Source organism: Methylomonas rivi (assembly GCF_024505165.1).
GTDB classification, from domain to species: domain Bacteria; phylum Pseudomonadota; class Gammaproteobacteria; order Methylococcales; family Methylomonadaceae; genus Methylomonas; species Methylomonas rivi.
On the sequence record NZ_JANIBK010000065.1, the window covers coordinates 1 to 19,143 of the forward strand.

Genomic DNA, 19,143 nt, shown 5'->3' on the forward strand with positions numbered 1-19,143 from the left:
CGGTGCCGCCCAGCAGGAAGCCGCGGGTGCGCTGGTCGGCGGCGGCCCAGATCAAGTCGCCGACGCGTTGGAAGCCGAACATGGAGTAATAGATGAAGAACGGAATCATCGGTACGCCGTGGGTCGAGTACGAGGTGCCGGCCGCGATCCAGTCGCATAGGCCGCCGGCTTCGTTGATGCCTTCCTGCAGTACCTGGCCGTGCTTGTCTTCCTTGTAGAACATCAGCTGTTCGGCGTCCTGCGGGGTATATAGCTGGCCGACCTGAGACCAGATGCCCAGCTGGCGGAACATGCCTTCCATACCGAAGGTGCGGGATTCGTCGGGCACGATGGGTACGATGCGTTTGCCGATTTGCTTGTCTTTCACCAGAATATTCAGAATGCGCACGAAAGCCATGGTGGTGGAAATTTCGTGGCCTTCGCCGGTGCCTTCCAGCAAGGCTTTGAAGGTTGCCAGGGCCGGAATTTCCAGCGGATAAGCCTTGGTGCGGCGAGCCGGCAAATAGCCGCCCAAATCGACGCGGCGCTGGCGCAGGTAGTTCTGTTCGGCGGAATCCTCGGCGAAACGGATATAAGGCAGGTTGATCAGTTCTTCGTCGCCGATCGGCAACTGGTAACGGTCGCGGATGGCTTTGATCGATTCAATGCTCATCTTTTTTTGCTGATGGCTGGTGTTTTGCGCCTGGCCGGAGTCGCCCATGCCGTAACCCTTGATGGTTTTGGCCAGAATCACGGTGGGCTGGCCCTTGTGATTGACGGCGGCGTGGAAGGCGGCGAAAACTTTGATCGGGTCGTGGCCGCCGCGATTCAATTCCCAAATATCGCGGTCGGTGTAATCCTTGACCAGTTCCTGCAGTTCGGGGGTATTGAAGAAATGTTCGCGGACGTAGGCGCCGTCCTTGGATTTAAAGGTTTGGTAATCGCCGTCCACGCATTCCATCATGCGTTTGACCACCAGACCGTTCTTGTCGCGGGCCAGAATCGGATCCCAGCGGCGGCCCCAGATGACCTTGATGACGTTCCAGTTGGCGCCGCGGAAATTACCTTCCAGTTCCTGAATGATTTTGCCGTTGCCGCGTACCGGGCCGTCCAGGCGTTGCAGGTTGCAATTGACCACGAAAATCAGATTGTCCAGTTTTTCGCGGCCGGCCATGCCGATCGCGCCCAGGGTTTCCGGTTCGTCCGACTCGCCGTCGCCCAAAAAGGCCCAGACTTTGCGGTTTTCGGTATTGGCGAAGCCTCTATCCTGCATATAGCGCATGAAGCGAGCTTGATAGATAGCCATGATCGGGCCAAGCCCCATCGATACGGTGGGGAATTGCCAGAATTCCGGCATCAACCAGGGATGCGGATAAGACGACAGGCCGTTGCGTCCGACTTCCTGGCGGAAGTTATCCATTTGTTCTTCGCTCAAGCGGCCCAGCAAGAACGAGTGGGCATAGGTGCCGGGCGCGGAATGGCCTTGCGAGAAAATCAGATCGCCGCCGTGCTTGTCGGAAACCGCGTTCCAGAAATGGTTTTGGCCGACATCGTACAAGGTGATGGCGGAGGCGAAACTGGCGATATGGCCGCCGACATTGGTGTATTTATTGGCCCGCAGTACCATCATCATCGCATTCCAGCGCACGTAGGAACGGATGGTGCGTTCTATGTCGGTGTTGCCGGGGAATTTAGGCTGCTTGTCGATCGGGATGGTGTTGATGTAGGGCGTATTGGCGGAGAAGGGAATATCCAGGCCGGCTTGTCTGGCGGTGTCGAGCAGGGTTTCGATCAAAAAGCTGGCGCGGTCGCTGCCTTCTTTTTCAATCACCGCTTGCAGCGCCTCCATCCACTCTTGAGTCTCTGCGGGATCAATATCGTGTTTGGCGGCAATATCGGTATTGTTGTTCATTAACGGAACCTAGAAAATCGTTGGCTTAGCCCGAAAAGGATACCCGAAAAGGCCGTTTTCAGCATGTTTTTTTGTTCTTCAAGAACTGCAAGACAGCATGGAGCAACCCGCGCGTTGTTTGGCCCAGTCCGGACGTTTTTCCGCGAAACGCTGCTTGCCGGCTTGTTCGGTATAGGGTTGGCGCAGCACCTCCAGCAATTCCCATACTTCGCCGAAGTCGCCTTGTTCCGCTAAATCAATGGCTTGCTGGGCCAGATAATTGCGCAACACGTAGAGCGGATTGACGGCGTCCATGACCTGTTGGCGCTCGTTTTGCGGCCGCTTATCGCGTCTTAAGCGGGTTTGGTAGGTGTTGAACCATGCTTCCGCCAACCCTTGCGTTTCAACGGATAAAGGCGCATAGCTGCAGGCCTCGATATGGGTTTGAAAAGCCGCAACGGTATCGGTGGCTTCAATTGCGGACAAGCCGCGATAGAACAGCGTCATATCGGTTTCGGCGGCCTGTAGTAAGGTAGCCAAATCCGCTGCCAGTGTCTCGTCGCCGGCCGGGTCGAAAGCGGTCAAGCCCAGTTTGTCCGCCAGCGTGCGCTGCCAAGCTTGCTCGAACGTGTTGGTAAAGGCCGTCAAGGCCTCTTGCAGGGGTTCCGCTTTCAGAATCAGCGGATAGAGGGCATTGGCCAGTTGCACCAGGTTCCAGTAGGCGATTTTGGGTTGGTTGCCGAAGCGGTAGCGCCGGCCCTGCGCGTCGGTGGTGTTGGGCGTCCAGTCCGGATCGTAGTTTTCCAGCCAGCCGTAGGGGCCGTAATCGATGGTCAAACCCAGGATGGACATGTTGTCGGTATTCATGACCCCATGCACGAAGCCCACCCGTTGCCAGTGAACTATCATTTCGGCGGTGCTGCGGCAGATTTCCGCAAACCATTGCAGATACACTGCTTTGTTGGGTTGGCCCAAATGCGGGAAGTCGGTTTCGATGGTGAAATCGACCAGTTGTTTCAAGGTTTCCAGGTCGTCGCGCGCGGTAAACAGCTGGAAATTGCCGAAACGGATAAACGACGGCGCCACCCGGCACACCACCGCGCCCGGTTCCAGTTGCGGATTGCCGTCGTAAAACATGTCGCGCACCACGTGCTCGCCGGTCAATATCACGCTCAGGGCCCGGGTGGTCGGCACGCCCAGATGGTGCATGGCTTCGCTGCATAAAAATTCGCGGATGGAGGAGCGTAACACCGCCAAGCCGTCGGCGCTACGCGAATAGGGGGTGGGGCCGGCGCCCTTCAATTGCAGAGTCCAGCGCCGGCCTTGCCGGTTGACGACTTCGCCCAGATTGATGGCGCGGCCGTCGCCCAGTTGCCCGGCCCAATGGCCGAATTGCTGGCCGCCGTAATTCATGGCGTACGGTTCCATGCCGTCCAGTAACCGGTTGCCGGCAAACACCTGGCAAAAAACTTCCGATTGGCAAGCGGCTTCCGGCAAATTCAATTGTTCCGCCATTTCCTTCGAATAAGCTACTAGGTGGGGTGCCTTGACGGTTTTGGGCAGTACCCGCGAATAACAACTTTGATACACCTGGCGGCGGTAATTGTCCGCTTCCGGGTCGCCGGGTAACTCGTGTACGAAGCGGTTATCGAAATGTAAAGCGTCGAGAGGATTGTTGTTGGCTTGAGTCGGCATGGGTTTTTGGCGAAAATCAGTTTCGGTTAGGGGCGGGAAGCGGCTAAGATAGAGTTACCCGGCACTTTATAACAATCACCCAGACAATTGAGGTTCATTTCATGAAAAAACTGTTTCCTAAACGCAGCGCACGCGCGGCTAAACTGAGTTCGTTAATATTAATCGGCGGCTTGGCCAGCACTCAATTGACCGGTTGTTTTACCGTCGGGCAGGAGTTCGCGGGGTCGCGGGTGCCGGAAATTAAAATCGGCCAAACCACCCGTCAGGAAATCACCGATATTTTCGGCCGACCCTGGCGCACCGGCATGGAAGACGGTAAGACCACCTGGACCTACGGCATTTACAAGTATTCCTTGTTCGGGGCCGACGACACCCAGGATTTGCTGATTCGCTTCGACCCGCAAGGCGTGGTGCGTTCTTATACGTTTAGCTCTACCCGCAAATAGGTTTTGAGCCGGCGCCGGTCAGGAAGCGCCGGCTTTTCCGGATTTGACCGCGCGGGACAGCAACAGCGTCACCAGGCAAAATAGCGCGCCGGCGTAAAAAGTCGCCGGCGCGCCGTGGCGGTCCCATAGCCAACCGGCCAGCACGCTGGCAACCAGCATGGCGATGCCGCCGACCAGATTGAAAAACCCGTATGCCGTGCCGCGCAAATCCGCGGGGGCGGTGTCGGCTACCATTTTGGCCAGCAGGCCTTGAGTCATGCCCATATGTATCCCCCATAGAGAAACGCCGGCCAAGAGTACCCGCCAATCGGCGCTAGCGGCCAGTACCAGGTCGGCGGCTATCAAAACCAGCAACCCCCAGGCTAATAAACGGGAAGGGCTGATACGGTCCGACAAGTGTCCGAAAGGATAAGCGCTGGCGGCATAAGCAATGTTCATGGCCACCATCGCCAAAGGCACCCAGGCGATGGAAATGCCGCTTTGCTGGGCGCGCAACACCAAAAAAGCTTCGCTGAAACGGGCCAGCGTGAATAGCGCGCCTATCGCCACTACGCCCCAGTAAGGGCGGCTCAAACGCCGCAGGTTCCGTTTGCGGATCGGATTGCCGCGTTGCCGGTTGCCGTGGCTGGCGGGTTCCTTGACGCCGATCAGCAGCAGCAAAACCGCCAGCAGACCGGGGATGACCGCCACCCAAAATACGGCGCGGAAATCGTCGGCCCACAACAGCATCAAGGCCACGGCCAGCAAGGGGCCGAGAAAGGCGCCCACCGTGTCCAGCGATTGCCGTAATCCGAACGCCGCGCCGCGGATCTCCATGGGGGCGATGTCGGCCACCAGCGCATCCCGTGGCGCGCCGCGAATGCCCTTGCCGATCCGGTCTATCAACCGGGCCGCCAACACCGTGCCGCTGCCGGCGGCAATCGCGAACAAGGGTTTGGTCAGGGCGCCCAGGCCATAACCCAGCACGGCCAAGCCTTTGCGTTTGCCCAGGTAATCGCTGAGGGCTCCGGAAAATATTTTCACGATCAGCGCCGTCGCTTCGGCGGCGCCTTCGATCAAGCCGATGGTCAGGCTGCTGGCGCCCAGGCTGGCGACCATGAACAAAGGCAACAGGGAATGGATCATTTCCGAGGAAATATCCATCAACAGGCTGACGCAGCCTAGCGCCCAAACGCCTTTGGGAATGCGCCGCCAGACAGGGAGAGGTGTTGTATGCATGCAATGCCGGGCCAAGCGCGGTAAATCGTTCGACTTAACCCGGCGAGGGCTTAACGGGTTCCGAATACCACGATGGTTTTACCATGAGCGGTAATCAGGCCCTTGTCTTCCAGCTCCTTTAGCACCCGGCCGGCCATTTCGCGCGAACAGCCGACGATGCGGCCAATTTCCTGCCGGGTGATATGCAGTTGCATGCCGTCCGGGTGGGTAATCGCATCCGGCTCCTTGGTCAGGTCCAGCAAGGTGCGGGCGATGCGCCCTTCCACGTCCATGAAGGCCAGGTCGCGGTATTTGCGGCTAGTGATCAACAGGCGGGTGGAGAGCTGCTCGCCGAGGACCGTCAGAATTTCCACCGCGTGTTCGCGCAAGTCGGTGTTGAGCAGAGATTTGAAGCGGTCGTAACCGATTTCCGCCATATGGCTGCTGGTACGGGTTTTTACATAAGCGCTACGGATTTCGGCGTTTTTGAACACGCCGATCTCGCCGACGAAGTCGTGTTTGTTCAGATAGGCCAGAATCAGTTCATGGCCTTCTTCATCCTCGACGCTGACGCTGACCGAGCCGTCGACGACGAACAGGAGTTTATCGCCAACGTCGCCGGGCCTGACGATGGTTAATTTGGCGGGATAACTGCGTACATGGCAAACATGTAAAAACGCTTCGAGCGCTTCCTGGGAGATTTTATTATTTTTTTTAACCAAGCTCATTTGTCATAATCCAGTCCGATAGAGATTGATACCCTAACTAAATGGGAAGTATTTTGCAAAAAAAACAATTCAAGGCTGGGTATCGTTGTAAAATCCGCAGCATTTTTATTTTCCGGGATTCGAAATGCAAGCAACAGTGAAATGGATCGACGGCCGGTTATTCGTCGGCGAGTCCGGCAGCGGCCACGCCGTGGTGATGGACGGTCCGCCCGATCATGGCGGCCGCAATATGGGGGTACGGCCGATGGAAATGATTTTATTGGGCGTGGGCGGCTGTTCTTCGTTCGATGTGGTCGATATTCTGCAAAAAGGCCGGCACGACGTCATCGGTTGCGTTGCGGAATTGACGGCGGAGCGAGTGGATGCCGTTCCCGCCGTATTCAGCAAAATCCATTTGCATTTTAAAGTAACCGGCCGGAATTTGCCGGCGGCGGCAGTCGAACGCGCGGTTAAATTATCGGCGGAAAAATATTGCTCGGCATCCATCATGCTGGGTAAGGCCGGAGTGGACATTAGTCATGATTTTGAAGTGATAGAGGGTTGATCGGTTGAGCAAATTACAATTACACGGGTTTAACAACCTGACCAAATCGTTAAGTTTCAATATTTACGATGTATGTTACGCGCCCAAGGAGCAGGAAAAAGCTTATATCGAATATATCGACGAGGCCTATAACGCCAAACGGCTTACCCAAATTCTGAAAGATGTCGCCAACATCATCGGCGCGCAGATTTTGAATATTGCCCACCAGGATTACGATCCGCAAGGCGCCAGCGTGACCATGCTGATTTCCGAAGGCGCGGTGATACCGGCCGGGATGAATTCCGAATCGCCCGGGCCTTTGCCCGATACCATTCTGGCGCATCTGGATAAAAGCCATATCACCGTGCATACCTATCCGGAAAGCCATCCGGATACCGATATTTGTACCTTCCGGGCCGATATCGACGTATCCACCTGCGGACAGATTTCGCCCTTGAAAGCTTTGAATTACCTGATTCACAGTTTCGAATCGGATATCGTCATCATGGATTACCGGGTGCGCGGCTTTACCCGCGACATCTCCGGCGAAAAGCATTACATCGACCACAAGATCAACTCGATCCAGAATTACATCGCCGAAAGCACCAAAGAGCTATATCAGATGATCGATGTGAACGTCTATCAGGAAAACATTTTCCACACCAAAATGATGCTGAAGGAAACCGAGCTGGAAAACTACCTGTTTGAAAAGGAAAGTAATTTTAGCGACGATGAAAAAGTGGAAATTCAGGAGCAACTGCAGGAAGAGATGGCGGAGATTTTCTACGGCCGAAACTTCAGCTAGGGAAGTATTAAATTCGCGGCCGCGAGCCGATATAACGAAAATAGGCCGAAATTTCGGCCTATTTTTTGCGCCGGATTTAAGCCGTTTCTATATCGGTGATATTGATCTGCATGGCCTTAATGATGGCCAGCAATTCCTGGCGTTGTTGTTTCAGCGGCGCCAATTCGGCTTCCAGCTGGGCGATGCTTTCGCTGACATTGCCTTTGGATTCGTTGATTTTACGCAACATGATCAAGCGGCTTTCGATCTGTTTTTTATGGTCCTTGATCTGGTGCATCAACGGCGTTAATACGCTGTTGCTCCAGGTGGCGGCATCTTTATGGGCTTGCTGCAAAATGGTGCGAGCCTTGGCGATCAAGGTGCTGTAGAGTTTGTTCACCACCAGGCTTTGTTCGGTCATCGTGGTTTTGGTGCTGTTGCGGAAAGCCTCGCCTTCTTCAAAAATCTGCTCCAGTTCGAACTGGTATTGCTTGATCGAAAACAGTTGCGGCTCGATTTCCTTGAAACCGTATTCGTCCTGGAATTTCTTGTGAATGGCCTTGATCAGGCGGCGGGTCTCTTCGGTAATATCGACGGAGTCCTGCAGCAGGTCGCGCAACTCGTCGAACAGCTTGCGCATGTTTTGTTTCATACCGTAAGTGGTCAGGCTTTTGCTCATGTCCTGCTTGGTGCGCAGGATGATTTCATCGATTTTATCCTTGGAGAACGAATCGATCAGCATGCGGGCTTGCACGGCGAATACTTTACGGCTGGCCTGAAAGTTTTCGATATTGGCCATGTAAGTATTTTGCCGGTCGCGGGTTTCCGCCATCAGCTTGCCGGTCATTTCCTGGTTTTCGAAGTCGACCTGCTTGAATTCTTCCAACTGCTTGCTGGCGTTGACGACTTTGCTGTTCATCAATTTGATCGATTCGCTGACCAAAAAGCCGATGTCTTTTTCGACCACGCCTTTTAGAATTTCGCGGCGCTGGTTCAAAATGTCGTCCGACAGGTAGCTTTCCAGTTTATTCAGGCGGCTTTTTTCCAATAATGCCTCGTCGCCCTTCACCTTGGCCAGCAGGGCTTGCTTGGCGGAAACCGGGAAAATCAGTTCCTGTTTCAGGTTCAGGATGGTCGCCGAGGTTTCGATTTGTTTTTGAATCGCCGCGTCGTAGCCGGTTTCGCCGGCCAGGTCGTCCCACATCGAATCGATCTTGTTCATCACTACCGCCAGACCTTGGCGGCGTTGGCCCCTGGAGCTGCAGACGTGGCTTTTCCACATTTCCAAATCGCTTTTGGTCACGCCGGTATCGGCCGCCAATACAAACACGATGGCCTGGGCGCTGGGCAGCATGCTCAGGGTCAGCTCCGGCTCGGTACCCAAGGCATTCAGGCCCGGGGTGTCGAGGATGCACAAGCCTTCTTTCAACAAGGGGTGCGGAAAGCTGATCAAGGCATGCCGCCAGCAGGGCACTTCCACGAATTCGGGGTTGATGATGCCTTGCTCGGCCGCTTCGCGTTCGTTCCACAAGCCCAGTTTGTCGGCGGTTTCCTTGCTGACTTTTTTGGTGGCCACCAATTCCCGGAAGGCTTCCTGCATTTGGGTGGGCGAGTCGATATTCAGGCTGATTTGGGTCCAGCGGTCGGGATTGCGCTTGTAATCCATCAGGGAAATATCTTCCAGCCGGCTTTCGATATTCAACAAGCGGATATAGCTGCCGCCCGCTTCGTCCCAAAACAGTTCGGTGGGCGACATGGTGGTGCGGCCGGGCGATGAGGGTAGCAAGCGCACGCCGGTTTCGGCAAAAAACAGCGCGTTGATCAATTCGGTCTTGCCGCGGGAAAATTCGGCAACGAAGGCCAGGGTGACGCGGTCCATATTCAGGCCTTGGAGTATGTTCAGCAAGGTGTCGGTACTTTGTGGGTCGCTAAAGTTATAGCGGGTTCGCCATTCCCGATACATTTCGATTGCCTGTATCAGATGTTCGCGCCAATTCGAATATTCGTGTAATTGTTCTTTAAATTCCAGATTTCTCATGGCAAGCCTTTCTGCTGACTGTACTCGTGGTAAGAGGGCGAATAGTAAGGGCTAATTGTAGACTAAATACAAATAAGCGGAAGATTGACAATAGCGATAATCCTAAATGCCGTATTGCCGGCGATAGCCGCGGATAATCGCCAGCTTGTCGGCAAATTCAGGGCTTTGTTCGATGAATTCGACGATTTCCGCCAATGAAATGATGGGCAGCACCGGTATGCCGAATTGTTGGGAGACTTCCTGCACGGCGGAGGCGCGGTCCTGGCCTTTTTCCTGGCGGTCCAGCGCGATGACTACGCCGGCCACCGTGGCGCCGGCGTGGCGAATGATCTCCACGGATTCGCGCACCGAGGTGCCGGCGGTGATCACGTCGTCCAATATCCATACCTTGCCTTGCAAGGGGGCGCCGACCAGTACGCCGCCCTCGCCGTGGTCCTTGGCTTCCTTACGGTTGAACGCGAAAGGGATGTCCCGCAGCAGGCGGGAATAGGCGATAGCGGTGGCGCTGGCCAACGGAATGCCTTTGTAAGCCGGGCCGTACAGCACATCGATATCCACGCCGGCGCTAATCAGCGTTTGGGCATAAAATTGGCCCAGTTTATCGAGCTGGGCGCCGGTGTTGAATAAGCCGGTATTGAAGAAATAAGGACTGATGCGGCCGGATTTTAATTGAAACTCGCCGAATTTAAGTACGCCGCATTCCAGGGCGTAGGCGATGAATTGTCTTTGGTAGTCGAGCATAATAAACGGTTGAAAACGGATCGGTTGCGGATTATAACCCGCCGGCCATTACGGGATGAACTTTTCCAGAATCTCGTCCAGAAAATCCCAACCCCGTTCGGAACAATAAATCTGTTGCCGATGTTCGGCCAACAAACCCCGGGCTATGCACTCATCCAAGGCGGGTTGCAGGCTGTCCGCCGGCAGGCCGGTCAAGCGCGTGTAATCGTTCAGGTTAAAGCCGGTTTTCAGGCGCAAATGGTTCATCGCGAATTCCAGCGGCAGTTGATCGACCGGAATGACGGTGCGGGTTGCGGCTGTCGGATTTTTTAAATACTGCTCGGGACTTTTCGGCTTGGCGGTGCGAATGATGTCCCGCGGCAAATTTCGGCTGATTTTTCCGTGCGCGCCCGCCCCTATGCCCAGATAATCGCCGAATTGCCAGTAGTTGCGGTTATGCCGGCATTGGTAACCGGCGGCAGCATAGGCTGAGATTTCGTATTGCCGATAGCCGCTTTCGGCCAATACCCGCTGACAGGCTTGTTGCAACGCGAAAATGCTCTCGTCTTCCGGCAGCCGCGGCGGGAATTTATAAAAGTAGGTATTGGGCTCCAGGGTGAGCTGATAAAACGACAGATGGCTCGGTTTTAGCGAGACGGCGGTGTGAATATCCGCCAGCGCTTCGGCCTCGGTTTGCTCGGGCAAACCGAACATCAGATCCAGATTCAAGTTTTCGAAGCCGGCCAGCCGGGCAATTTCAACGGCTTTAACCGCCTCTTCGGCATTATGCACGCGACCGAGTTTTTTCAGGTGGCGGTCGTTAAAACTTTGAACGCCGATGGAGAGCCGGTTGATGCCCAGTTCGCGAAAAGCCTTGAACTTGGCGCTTTCGAAGGTGCCGGGGTTGGCTTCCAGGGTGATTTCGCAATCCGGACTCAGCTCAACCCGCTGTTTTACCCCCGTCAGTAGCGAGTTTAAGGCCTCCGGCGAAAACAGGCTGGGCGTGCCGCCGCCCATGAATAGGCTGTTAATCGGCCGGGGCGCATCCAGCAAGTTCAAGTCGGCCTGTAAATCCGCCAACAAGGCAGCCACGTATTGCTGCTCTGGGATGCCGGATTTGACCGCGTGCGAGTTGAAGTCGCAATACGGACATTTTTGGATACACCAGGGGAAATGAATATAAAGGCTCAGCGGAGGCAGCGGCATGCCTTACCAAACCCCGGTATTGGCCATGCTGGCCCAGGGTTCTCGCGCCGGCAGGGCTTGACCCTTTTGCAACAATTCGATGGAAATCCGGTCCGGCGAGCGGATAAACGCCATCCAGCCGTCGCGCGGCGGCCGGTTAATCGTCACGCCCCGATCCATCAAGCTTTGGCAAACGGCGTAAATGTCGTCCACTTCGAAGGCCAGATGGCCGAAATTGCGGCCGCCGGTATAGTCCTCGGGATCCCAGTTATAGGTCAATTCCAATAGCGGCGCGTCGTGTTCCCGTGCCTGCCGGGTGTCGCCGGGCGCGGCCAGATACACCAGCGTAAAACGGCCGGCCTCGCTCTCCATGCGCTTTATTTCCGACAAACCCAGCTTGTTGCAATAAAAGTCCAGAGATTCCTCTAAATTGTGAACTCGAACCATGGTATGCAAATAACGCATCTTGGCCTCCAATCAGTAAAAAAAGCTATTATGGTTGATAATAACCGGCTTGGCTAACCCAAATAGGACATCAGAATGACCGAATACCCCGCAAAAACATGCCAGATAGACAGACTGCTTCGCCAGCCGAAACTGGTGGCCGCCGCGCTGAGCGGACAAAAAACCCAGCAGCGCCGCGACGGTTTATATGCCTACCCCGGCGAAACCTTCGAATTGGAAGGCGAGACTTTTGTGGTCACCGGCGTGGAGCGGCAGCGTATCGGCGACATGAGCGAAGCGGACGCACAAGCCGAAGGTTATCCGAGTCTGGCCATGTATAAGGACTTAATTTTAAAAATGCACGCCAATATGGAATGGAACGAAGACGGCCTGGTATGGGTGCATAGCTTTAAACGCCAACAGCCGGAATAAGCACGCCTTTCTCGGCCAGGTCCCGCAGAGTTTGCGAGCCGAATTGCAATACGGTCGGTTGATCGATTTGCGGCGCCAGCTCTGCGGCCAGCATCCGCAAAGCCTGCCGGCCGACCACGCTGCCTTGTTGTTCGATCAATTGCAGCAGGCGAAAGGTTGGCGGCGTGGTTTGCATGAAATGCACTTCATCATGCCGATCGCGGTACACGATTAAATAACTGGGTTGTTCCGGAGCGGTTTGCGGTAAGAAATCCGGACCGATGTTGTGCACCGGGTATCGATAGGCCAGCGGCCAGGCGACGGGAGACAGGCCTATGGCTTGTTCAAGCGCCTGTTCCGCAAACGCGGCATCGCCATATTCCGGCTCGGCCCTGGCTATGGACAGGGCCATCTCCACCCACTCGTAATGCGCCAGTTCCAGCAGGAACGGCAAATCGCCTTCCGCCCGGCGTTCGTTTTGCAGGTAATCTAAAAACTCCTCGGCAATTTCGGAGAAATGCGGAGTTCGGCACTGGTGGCGGGCGAAAAAATCCCGAGCCAATTCGTGCCATTGCGCTTCGCTGAGTATCCTGTGCAGCACCGGAAAGTTGCTGCTTAAAAAACCGTCGATGTTGTTGAAAAACAGCTCCCGGTACATGGCCATGCGTTGCGGGTCGACATCGGCCGGCGCGGGAACCTGTGCGGGATCGCGAATATAGGCGGCAAATTCGGCCTGTTTGGCTTTGAAATCGATACCCATCAGGCCACCCGCGGCGTTTGCCGTTGGCCGGCCTTGGCTTGGATGGCGCGGATGGTGTCGACTTCCTGTAACAATTCCGCCAGCGGCGGCAGGTTGAAATCGCGCTCCAGCAAGGTCGGAAACACCCCGAACTGTTGGTAGGCCTTGTCCAGCAATTGCCAGACCGGGTCGATAACCGGCGCGCCATGGGTATCGACCAAAAAATCCTCGGTCTCGACATAATGGCCGGCGATATGCGCGTAGGCGATGCGCTGGCCGGGCATGGCCCGCAAAAAAGCCTCGGCGTCGTAACCGTGATTGACGCTGTTGACGTAAATGTTGTTGATGTCGATCAGCACATTGCAATCGGCCTCTTCGACTACCGCATTGAAAAACTCGATTTCCGACATTTCCCGGCCGGGGGCGGCATAGTAGGAAACGTTTTCGATGGCGATTTTGTGTTCCAGAATGTCCTGCACGCGGCGAATGCGGGCGGCGACGTGTCGGACGGCATCGGCGGTAAACGGAATCGGCATCAGGTCGTAAAGATGGCCGTCGTGGCTGCAATAACTCAAATGCTCGCTGTAATAGCGGATGCCGTGATCGGCCATGAATTTTTTCAGGTCCCGCACGAATTTTTCGTCCAGCGGGTCGCTGCTGCCGATCGACAACGACAGACCGTGGCAGATAAACTGAAAACGCTCGGTCAGGGCCCGGAATTGTTTGCCCAGCTTGCCGCCCAAGGTCATCCAGTTTTCCGGCGCCACTTCGTAGAAGCCGACGTTGGCGGGCGGATTAGCGGCGATCTCGGACAGAAAAGATCGCCGCAATCCCAAACCCGCGGCGTTAATTAACGGACGTTGGTCCATGAGCTGCAAATAGCGGTACCGGCGCGCTTACTCGCCGGCGGCTTTATCGGCATCCATTTTGGAGCCGCAGCTGCCTTCGCCGCCCTTCATCATGTCGCCGCAGCTACCTTCCTTGGATTTTTCGGCGCCGGCGTCATCGCCATGTTTCATACCGCCCATACCACCCATGCCGCCTTTCATCATGTCGCCGCAGCTGCCTTCCTTGGATTTTTCGGCGCCGGCCTCGTCGCCATGTTTCATGCCGCCCATGCCGCCGCCCATCATGCCGCAAGAACCTTCCTTGCCTTTCATCATGTCGCCGCACATGCCTTCCATGCCTTTTTTCATTTTACCGCCTTGCATCATGCCGCCGCACATGCCTTCGCCGCAGGAGCCTTCGGCTTTTTTGGTTTTTGGTTTTGACGCGGCTTCGGATTTGTCGATTTTATTGCCGTTGGCATCGGCGACATTGCCGCCGCAGGCGCCGTGGCTGGTTTTGTTGGAGGCTTCGGCCACCATGTAGCCGCCGGATAATTCGCTGACGGCGAATGGGTTGGCTTCCGCTTGCGCATTGGCGGCGAAACCGGATATTACCGCGGTACCCATGGCCAGGGTTAATGGAGTCTTGGTGAATTTTTTCATGATATATCCTCTGTAAGATTTTATTATGGGCTTCAGCCGACGGGCCGAGCGATTGCGACCAAGGTTCAATCCTTAAGTTCAGTCTGCCGCATTGTAAACGCTCTACCGGGTTTTTTCCTTAAACTCGCATAAATCGGCGATGCAGCAGTCCGGGCAGCGGGGTTTACGCGCCGCGCAGACATAGCGGCCGTGTAAAATCAATAAATGGTGCGCATCTTTCTTATGCCGTGGCGGTACGGTTTTATCCAGTTTTTTTTCCACCTCCAGTACATTTTTGCCGGGCGCCAGACCGGTGCGGTTGGCGACCCGGAAAATATGCGTATCCACGGCGATGGTCGGCTGGCCGAAGGCGGTGTTCAAGATCACATTGGCGGTTTTACGGCCGACTCCGGCCAACGCCTCCAGCGCTTCGCGGCTTTGCGGCACTTCGCCTTGGTGATGGCTGATGAGCGCTTCGCACAGCTTGATGATATTGGCGGCCTTGCTGTTGAACAGGCCTATGGTTTTGATATATTCCTTCAAGCCATCCTCGCCCAGCGCCAGAATCGCCCGCGGGGTATTGGCGGCCGGGAATAATTTCTCGGTGGCTTTATTGACGCCTTTATCGGTGGCTTGGGCGGACAATACCACGGCAATCAATAATTCAAACGGACTGCCGTAATTGAGTTCGGTGGCCGGCTCGGGGATGGCGGCGGCGAGACGGTCGAAAATTGCCAGTCTGGTTTGCTTGTTCATGTCCTGGGGTCTTGAGGTTGTCGGCTTGGGGCATTATAAAGCCGCAATCGCAAATGCGGGATCGGCCGTTGCGTCGAACCAGGCTATTGGGTTTAGCCGGGCGCATTCGGCTGGCCGATTTTAAAGCCCGCGGCCATGAAACCGTTTTCGAGTTGCTCCGGCGCGACCGGTTTGCTGAACATATAGCCCTGCAGCGAGTCGCATTGTTGGGCTTTTAGAAAGGATAATTGCGCTTCGGTTTCCACGCCTTCGGCGACGACGAACAGTTTGAGTTCGTGGGCCAGCGCGATGATGGCACGTACCAGAGTCTTGCTGCCTTCGTCGTCCGGCAGATCGATCACAAAGGAACGGTCTATCTTGACGCTTTGTACCGGAAACCGGCGCAGGTAGGTCAGGCTGGAGTAGCCGGTACCGAAATCGTCGATGCTCAGCCGCACGCCCAGTTGCTGCAATTGATGCAATACCTGCAGGGTGATCTCCGGGTCTTGCATGACCGCCGATTCGGTGATTTCCAGTTCCAGCGCGCCGGGAGGCAGGCCGGTTTCGAGCAAGGTTTGCTTTATGGTGCGAAACAGGTTGCTTTCTATGAACTGCCGGGGCGACACGTTGACCGCCACGCAACTGAACGGGCGGTTTTGTTCCAGCCAAGCCTTGGCCTGCAGGCAGGCGGTACGCAGCACCCAGGCGCCGATAGGCACGATCAGCCCGGTTTCCTCCGCCACGTTAATGAAGCGGTCCGGATACACCAAGCCCCATTCCGGATGTTGCCAACGCACCAGGGCTTCGGCGCCGACCGCCGCGCCGCTGCCGGTATCGATTTGGGGTTGGTAGTGCAGCCTTAATTCATCATGGGCCAAGGCATGCCGCAAGCCGCGCTCTATGGTCATGCGTTCCAGCGAGCGTTCGGTCATTTCCAGGGTATAAAACTGGTAGTTGTTCTTGCCGCGTTCCTTGGCCAGATACATGGCGGTGTCGGCGTTCATCAACAAGGTATGGCTGTCCTTGCCGTCGTTCGGGTAAACGCTGATGCCGATACTCGCGGTTACGACGATGTCGTTGCCTTCCAGCGTGAACGGCTGCGTCAGCAGGTCGATGGTCTTTTCGGCGATTCTGGCCGCATCGTCGGCATGGTTGATGTCGTTCAGCAGCACGATGAATTCGTCGCCGCCCAGCCGCGCCAACAGATCGTGAACGCGGACCGAACTTCTCAGCCGGTCGCTGACGGCTTGCAGCAATAAATCGCCCAGCCGGTGCCCCAGCGTGTCGTTGATCAACTTAAAGCGGTCCAGATCCAGATACAGTAGGGCCAGCCGGGTGTCGTGGCGCTGCACCGAAGACAGGGCCTGGGTCAAGCGGTTATGAAACTGGTCGCGGTTGAGCAGGCCGGTCAAGGGATCGTGGTTGGCAAGATAGATTAACTGCTGCTCGGCGTATTTGCGGTTGGTTATGTTCTGGATTTGCACGATGAAATACTGCGGTTCGCCGTCCGGATCGCGCACCATGGACGCGCTCAACATCGTCCACACCCTTTTGCCGACAACTTTATGAAAGCATTCCACCTCGATTTGAAAGGTCGGCAGTTCGTCGGCCAGCAATTGCTTCATGTGCCGGTCGAGGTCGTGGCCTTGTTGATTGCCGTGGGTCAAGCCCTGCAGATTGGCTTTCAGTAATTCCTGCCGCGAATACCCGAATATGCCGCACAGCGCATGGTTGACTTGCAGGAAATTGCCGTCCAGGGCTACTAACGCCATGCCGATGGCGGCCAGCTCGAAGGCGCTGTGAAAACGTTCCTCGCTTTCCCGCAGCTGATGTTCCATTTGCCGGCGGGCGCTGATGTCGCGAAACACCAGCACCGCCCCCAGCAAGCTGCCGTCGTCGTCCAGGATAGGCGCCGCGCCGTCGTCGACCGGAAACTCCACCCCCGATTGGTTCACCAGCAAAGTGGCGCAATTCAAATGGGTGACTTCCCGATTCCTCAAGGTTTTAAGCACGGGGTTTTCAATGATGTCGCGGTTCGACTCGGCCAATAGGGTAATCAGGTCGCTGACAAGCGAGTTCTTGACCTGTTCCAGCCGCTGCTCGGTCGCGGTCTCGGCCGCCGGGTTCATGAAGCGGATTCGCCCTTCCGGGTCGGTGGCGATGACGGCGTCGCTGATACAGTGCAGGGTCTTGCCGAACCATTGTTCGCTTTCCTTCAGCTTGCGTTCCAGCTGATGTTTATACAGCGCGACTTCGATGGAGGCATGCAGTTCGTCGGGGCGGAACGGCTTGATCAAATAACCGTAGGCGCCGGTGGTTTTCGCCCGCCGCAAGGTGGCGGGGTCGCTATAAGCCGTCAAAAATATCACCGGGATATGCAGGGCGTCCTGTATGGCTTGGGCGGCGCTGATACCGTCCATGTCGCCTTTCAGCACGATATCCATCATGACCAGGTCCGGCCGGTGTTCGTGGGCCAGGGAAATGGCTTGGCCGCCGGAAAAGGCGGTTCCGACCACTTCGTAGCCGAAATCCGTCAATTGCCGGCGGATATCCATGGCGACGATGCCTTCATCCTCGACGATCATAATTTTGCTGGCTAACATGCGGGCTACTCCTGTTCAAGGGGTTTCGGCAAAGCGCAGGATAAAGGCGGCGCCGCCGGTTCTATCCAAGCTTATGTGCCCCATCAGTTGGTTGGTCAGGGTGTCGACCAATTGCAAGCCCAGCGAGCCGGTGTGTTTAAAGTCCAGGTCCGCCGGCAGGCCGATGCCGTTATCGCTTATGGTCAGTACCCATTCGCCTTGTTCCCGGACGAAGGTAATGCGGATTTCACCCGGCCTGTCGCCGGGAAATGCGTATTTCAGCGCGTTGGACAACAACTCGTTGATGATCAGGCCGCAAGGAATCGCGGTGTCCATATCCAAAAACACATTATCGATTTGCAGATCGATGCGAATTTTGCCGGCATGCGCGCCGTAGCCGTACAGCAAATGGTTAACCAGACTGCGGATATATTCGTTGAAATCTATCCTGGCCAAATCCTTGGACTGGTAAAGCTTTTCGTGCAACAGCGCCATGGCCTTGATGCGGTCGGCGCTTTGCTTCAGCAGGTCCGAGGTCGTCTCCTCCTTGACGCTGCCGGCCTGCAGGTTAATCAGGCTGGACACCACCTGCAAGTTGTTCTTGACCCGGTGGTAAACCTCCTTCAGCAGCATTTCCTTCTCGTTGAGGGCTTGTTTCAGGGTATCGCTGGCGTTTTTGCGCTCGGTAATGTCGACGATGGAACTGAGCACAATGCTGCCGTTCTCGTCGTCGATCAGGCCCAGGCCGATTTCCACCGGAAATTCGCTGCCGTCCTTGCGCAGCCCGTACAGGTCGCGGCCGGCGCCCATCGGCCGGGAAACCGGGTCGGCCAGATAAGCCCGGCGGAAACCGATATGCGCCTGCCGAAAGCGTTCGGGCACCAGCAGTTCCACTTCCCGGCCGACCAATTCGCTGCGGTCATAGCCGAACGATAGCTCGGTTTGCGCATTGACCATTAAAATCCTGCCGGACTCGTTGACCATGACGATGGCGTTCGGCGCGGATTCCACCGCCTGCCGGAACCGGTGTTCCAGCCGTTTGCGCGCGGTAATATCGACGATGGAACTGAGCACCAGGGTTTCCGCGTGGTTCTCGACCAGGCCCAGGCCGATTTCCACCGGAAATTCGCTGCCGTCCTTGCGCCGGCCGTACAGGTCCCGCCCCGCGCCCATCGGCCTGGACTCCGGTTTGGCCAGATAGGCCTGGCGGAAACCTACATGCGCGGCGCGAAAGCGTTCCGGTACCAACATCTCCACCGCCTGCCCCAGCATTTCGCCGCGGGCGTAGCCGAATGAATGTTCGGTTTGAGCGTTGACCATGACAATCGTTCCCGCTTCGTTGACCATCACGATGGCGTTCGGCGCCGATTCCACCGCCTGCCGGAATCTGTCCTCGAGCTGTTTATGCGCGGAAATATTTTCGTGTATGACGATGGCGCTGGCCAACTCCCGGTCCGGGAACGGCACCACTTTACCGGCAAACCACAGTTGCCCGGACGGCGTGGGGAAGGCATATTCCAGCGCGAAGCCGGCGCTGGCGCCGGACAGCACCGCGCGGATGCCCTCGGCAAAGGCCT

18 protein-coding genes are annotated in these 19,143 nt (G+C 56.2%); 4 read left to right on the top strand and 14 right to left on the bottom strand.

From position 1 onward, the window contains the following. Both aceE and NP596_RS12535 read right to left on the bottom strand, forming a co-directional pair. Window positions 1-1,891 (bottom strand): pyruvate dehydrogenase (acetyl-transferring), homodimeric type (aceE, locus tag NP596_RS12530; RefSeq protein ID WP_256615701.1); only part of this gene is annotated, 1,891 nt, incomplete at its 3' end. 78 nt (window positions 1,892-1,969) lie between these two features. Then, on the bottom strand, window positions 1,970-3,565 hold the full coding sequence (locus NP596_RS12535) for a protein adenylyltransferase SelO (RefSeq protein WP_256615702.1): 1,596 nt from the start codon (window positions 3,563-3,565) through the stop codon (window positions 1,970-1,972). Window positions 3,566-3,666: 101 nt separating this feature from the next. Here NP596_RS12535 and bamE point away from each other — a divergent pair, with 101 nt between their 5' ends. Next, window positions 3,667-4,011: an outer membrane protein assembly factor BamE domain-containing protein gene (gene bamE / locus NP596_RS12540; protein WP_256615703.1), complete on the top strand. Its 345-nt coding sequence runs from the start codon at window positions 3,667-3,669 to the stop codon at window positions 4,009-4,011. Window positions 4,012-4,029: 18 nt separating this feature from the next. On the opposite strand, the gene NP596_RS12545 is transcribed toward bamE, so the two are convergent. Then, window positions 4,030-5,229 (bottom strand): MFS transporter, encoded by a 1,200-nt coding sequence (locus tag NP596_RS12545; RefSeq protein WP_256615704.1) that lies wholly within the window; start codon window positions 5,227-5,229, stop codon window positions 4,030-4,032. A 50-nt stretch (window positions 5,230-5,279) separates the two neighbouring features. After that, a complete protein-coding gene (gene crp, locus NP596_RS12550) occupies window positions 5,280-5,936 on the bottom strand; it encodes a cAMP-activated global transcriptional regulator CRP (protein ID WP_256615705.1) in 657 nt (218 codons plus the stop codon). 124 nt (window positions 5,937-6,060) lie between these two features. On the opposite strand from crp, the gene NP596_RS12555 reads away from it, so the two are divergent. Next, a complete protein-coding gene (locus NP596_RS12555; RefSeq protein WP_256615706.1) occupies window positions 6,061-6,480 on the top strand; it encodes an OsmC family protein in 420 nt (139 codons plus the stop codon). Window positions 6,481-6,484: 4 nt separating this feature from the next. Next, window positions 6,485-7,264: an adenosylmethionine decarboxylase gene (gene speD, locus NP596_RS12560; RefSeq protein ID WP_256615707.1), complete on the top strand. Its 780-nt coding sequence runs from the start codon at window positions 6,485-6,487 to the stop codon at window positions 7,262-7,264. A gap of 76 nt (window positions 7,265-7,340) precedes the next feature. Here the strand turns inward: speD and NP596_RS12565 are convergent, their stop codons facing one another. From NP596_RS12565 to NP596_RS12580, 4 genes are all read right to left on the bottom strand, one after another. Beyond that, window positions 7,341-9,281 carry a dynamin family protein gene (locus NP596_RS12565; protein ID WP_256615708.1) on the bottom strand — a complete coding sequence of 647 codons (1,941 nt, stop codon included), beginning with the start codon at window positions 9,279-9,281 and terminating at the stop codon, window positions 7,341-7,343. A gap of 102 nt (window positions 9,282-9,383) precedes the next feature. Beyond that, on the bottom strand, window positions 9,384-10,022 hold the full coding sequence (gene pyrE, locus NP596_RS12570) for an orotate phosphoribosyltransferase (RefSeq protein WP_256615709.1): 639 nt from the start codon (window positions 10,020-10,022) through the stop codon (window positions 9,384-9,386). A 48-nt stretch (window positions 10,023-10,070) separates the two neighbouring features. After that, window positions 10,071-11,207, bottom strand: coding sequence for a radical SAM family heme chaperone HemW (gene hemW, locus NP596_RS12575; RefSeq protein ID WP_256615710.1), 1,137 nt, complete (start codon window positions 11,205-11,207; stop codon window positions 10,071-10,073). Window positions 11,208-11,210: 3 nt separating this feature from the next. Then, window positions 11,211-11,651: a VOC family protein gene (locus NP596_RS12580; protein ID WP_256615711.1), complete on the bottom strand. Its 441-nt coding sequence runs from the start codon at window positions 11,649-11,651 to the stop codon at window positions 11,211-11,213. 75 nt (window positions 11,652-11,726) lie between these two features. On the opposite strand from NP596_RS12580, the gene NP596_RS12585 reads away from it, so the two are divergent. Beyond that, a complete protein-coding gene (locus tag NP596_RS12585) occupies window positions 11,727-12,062 on the top strand; it encodes an ASCH domain-containing protein (protein WP_256615712.1) in 336 nt (111 codons plus the stop codon). Here the strand turns inward: NP596_RS12585 and NP596_RS12590 are convergent. From NP596_RS12590 to NP596_RS12615, 6 genes are all read right to left on the bottom strand, one after another. Further along, window positions 12,040-12,801, bottom strand: a complete 762-nt coding sequence (locus tag NP596_RS12590; protein ID WP_256615713.1) for an HvfC family RiPP maturation protein — start codon at window positions 12,799-12,801, stop codon at window positions 12,040-12,042. The genes NP596_RS12585 and NP596_RS12590 overlap by 23 nt on opposite strands. Further along, complete coding sequence (locus NP596_RS12595; protein WP_256615714.1) at window positions 12,801-13,649, bottom strand: HvfB family MNIO-type RiPP peptide maturase; 849 nt, start codon at window positions 13,647-13,649, stop codon at window positions 12,801-12,803. Before NP596_RS12595 ends, NP596_RS12590 begins: the two co-directional genes overlap by 1 nt. 27 nt (window positions 13,650-13,676) lie before the next feature. Next, the gene (locus tag NP596_RS12600) at window positions 13,677-14,270 is read right to left on the bottom strand and encodes a hypothetical protein (protein WP_256615715.1); all 594 of its coding nucleotides are present in this window, start codon (window positions 14,268-14,270) and stop codon (window positions 13,677-13,679) included. A 102-nt stretch (window positions 14,271-14,372) separates the two neighbouring features. Further along, complete coding sequence (nth, locus tag NP596_RS12605; protein ID WP_256615716.1) at window positions 14,373-15,005, bottom strand: endonuclease III; 633 nt, start codon at window positions 15,003-15,005, stop codon at window positions 14,373-14,375. A gap of 92 nt (window positions 15,006-15,097) precedes the next feature. Then, a complete protein-coding gene (locus NP596_RS12610; RefSeq protein ID WP_256615717.1) occupies window positions 15,098-17,587 on the bottom strand; it encodes a GGDEF domain-containing response regulator in 2,490 nt (829 codons plus the stop codon). Window positions 17,588-17,602: 15 nt separating this feature from the next. Next, window positions 17,603-19,143: sensor histidine kinase (locus NP596_RS12615; protein WP_256615718.1), on the bottom strand; the 1,541-nt coding region annotated here is incomplete at its 5' end.

What these genes read in the sequence shown, in the direction of transcription:
- NP596_RS12535 (WP_256615702.1), bottom strand. Translation starts at nt 3,565, where the DNA reads ATGCCGACTCAAGCCAACAACAATCCTCTCGACGCTTTACATTTCGAT.
- bamE (WP_256615703.1), top strand. Translation starts at nt 3,667, where the DNA reads ATGAAAAAACTGTTTCCTAAACGCAGCGCACGCGCGGCTAAACTGAGT.
- NP596_RS12545 (WP_256615704.1), bottom strand. Translation starts at nt 5,229, where the DNA reads ATGCATACAACACCTCTCCCTGTCTGGCGGCGCATTCCCAAAGGCGTT.
- crp (WP_256615705.1), bottom strand. Translation starts at nt 5,936, where the DNA reads ATGAGCTTGGTTAAAAAAAATAATAAAATCTCCCAGGAAGCGCTCGAA.
- NP596_RS12555 (WP_256615706.1), top strand. Translation starts at nt 6,061, where the DNA reads ATGCAAGCAACAGTGAAATGGATCGACGGCCGGTTATTCGTCGGCGAG.
- NP596_RS12565 (WP_256615708.1), bottom strand. Translation starts at nt 9,281, where the DNA reads ATGAGAAATCTGGAATTTAAAGAACAATTACACGAATATTCGAATTGG.
- pyrE (WP_256615709.1), bottom strand. Translation starts at nt 10,022, where the DNA reads ATGCTCGACTACCAAAGACAATTCATCGCCTACGCCCTGGAATGCGGC.
- hemW (WP_256615710.1), bottom strand. Translation starts at nt 11,207, where the DNA reads ATGCCGCTGCCTCCGCTGAGCCTTTATATTCATTTCCCCTGGTGTATC.
- NP596_RS12580 (WP_256615711.1), bottom strand. Translation starts at nt 11,651, where the DNA reads ATGCGTTATTTGCATACCATGGTTCGAGTTCACAATTTAGAGGAATCT.
- NP596_RS12585 (WP_256615712.1), top strand. Translation starts at nt 11,727, where the DNA reads ATGACCGAATACCCCGCAAAAACATGCCAGATAGACAGACTGCTTCGC.
- NP596_RS12590 (WP_256615713.1), bottom strand. Translation starts at nt 12,801, where the DNA reads ATGGGTATCGATTTCAAAGCCAAACAGGCCGAATTTGCCGCCTATATT.
- NP596_RS12595 (WP_256615714.1), bottom strand. Translation starts at nt 13,649, where the DNA reads ATGGACCAACGTCCGTTAATTAACGCCGCGGGTTTGGGATTGCGGCGA.
- NP596_RS12600 (WP_256615715.1), bottom strand. Translation starts at nt 14,270, where the DNA reads ATGAAAAAATTCACCAAGACTCCATTAACCCTGGCCATGGGTACCGCG.
- nth (WP_256615716.1), bottom strand. Translation starts at nt 15,005, where the DNA reads ATGAACAAGCAAACCAGACTGGCAATTTTCGACCGTCTCGCCGCCGCC.
- NP596_RS12610 (WP_256615717.1), bottom strand. Translation starts at nt 17,587, where the DNA reads ATGTTAGCCAGCAAAATTATGATCGTCGAGGATGAAGGCATCGTCGCC.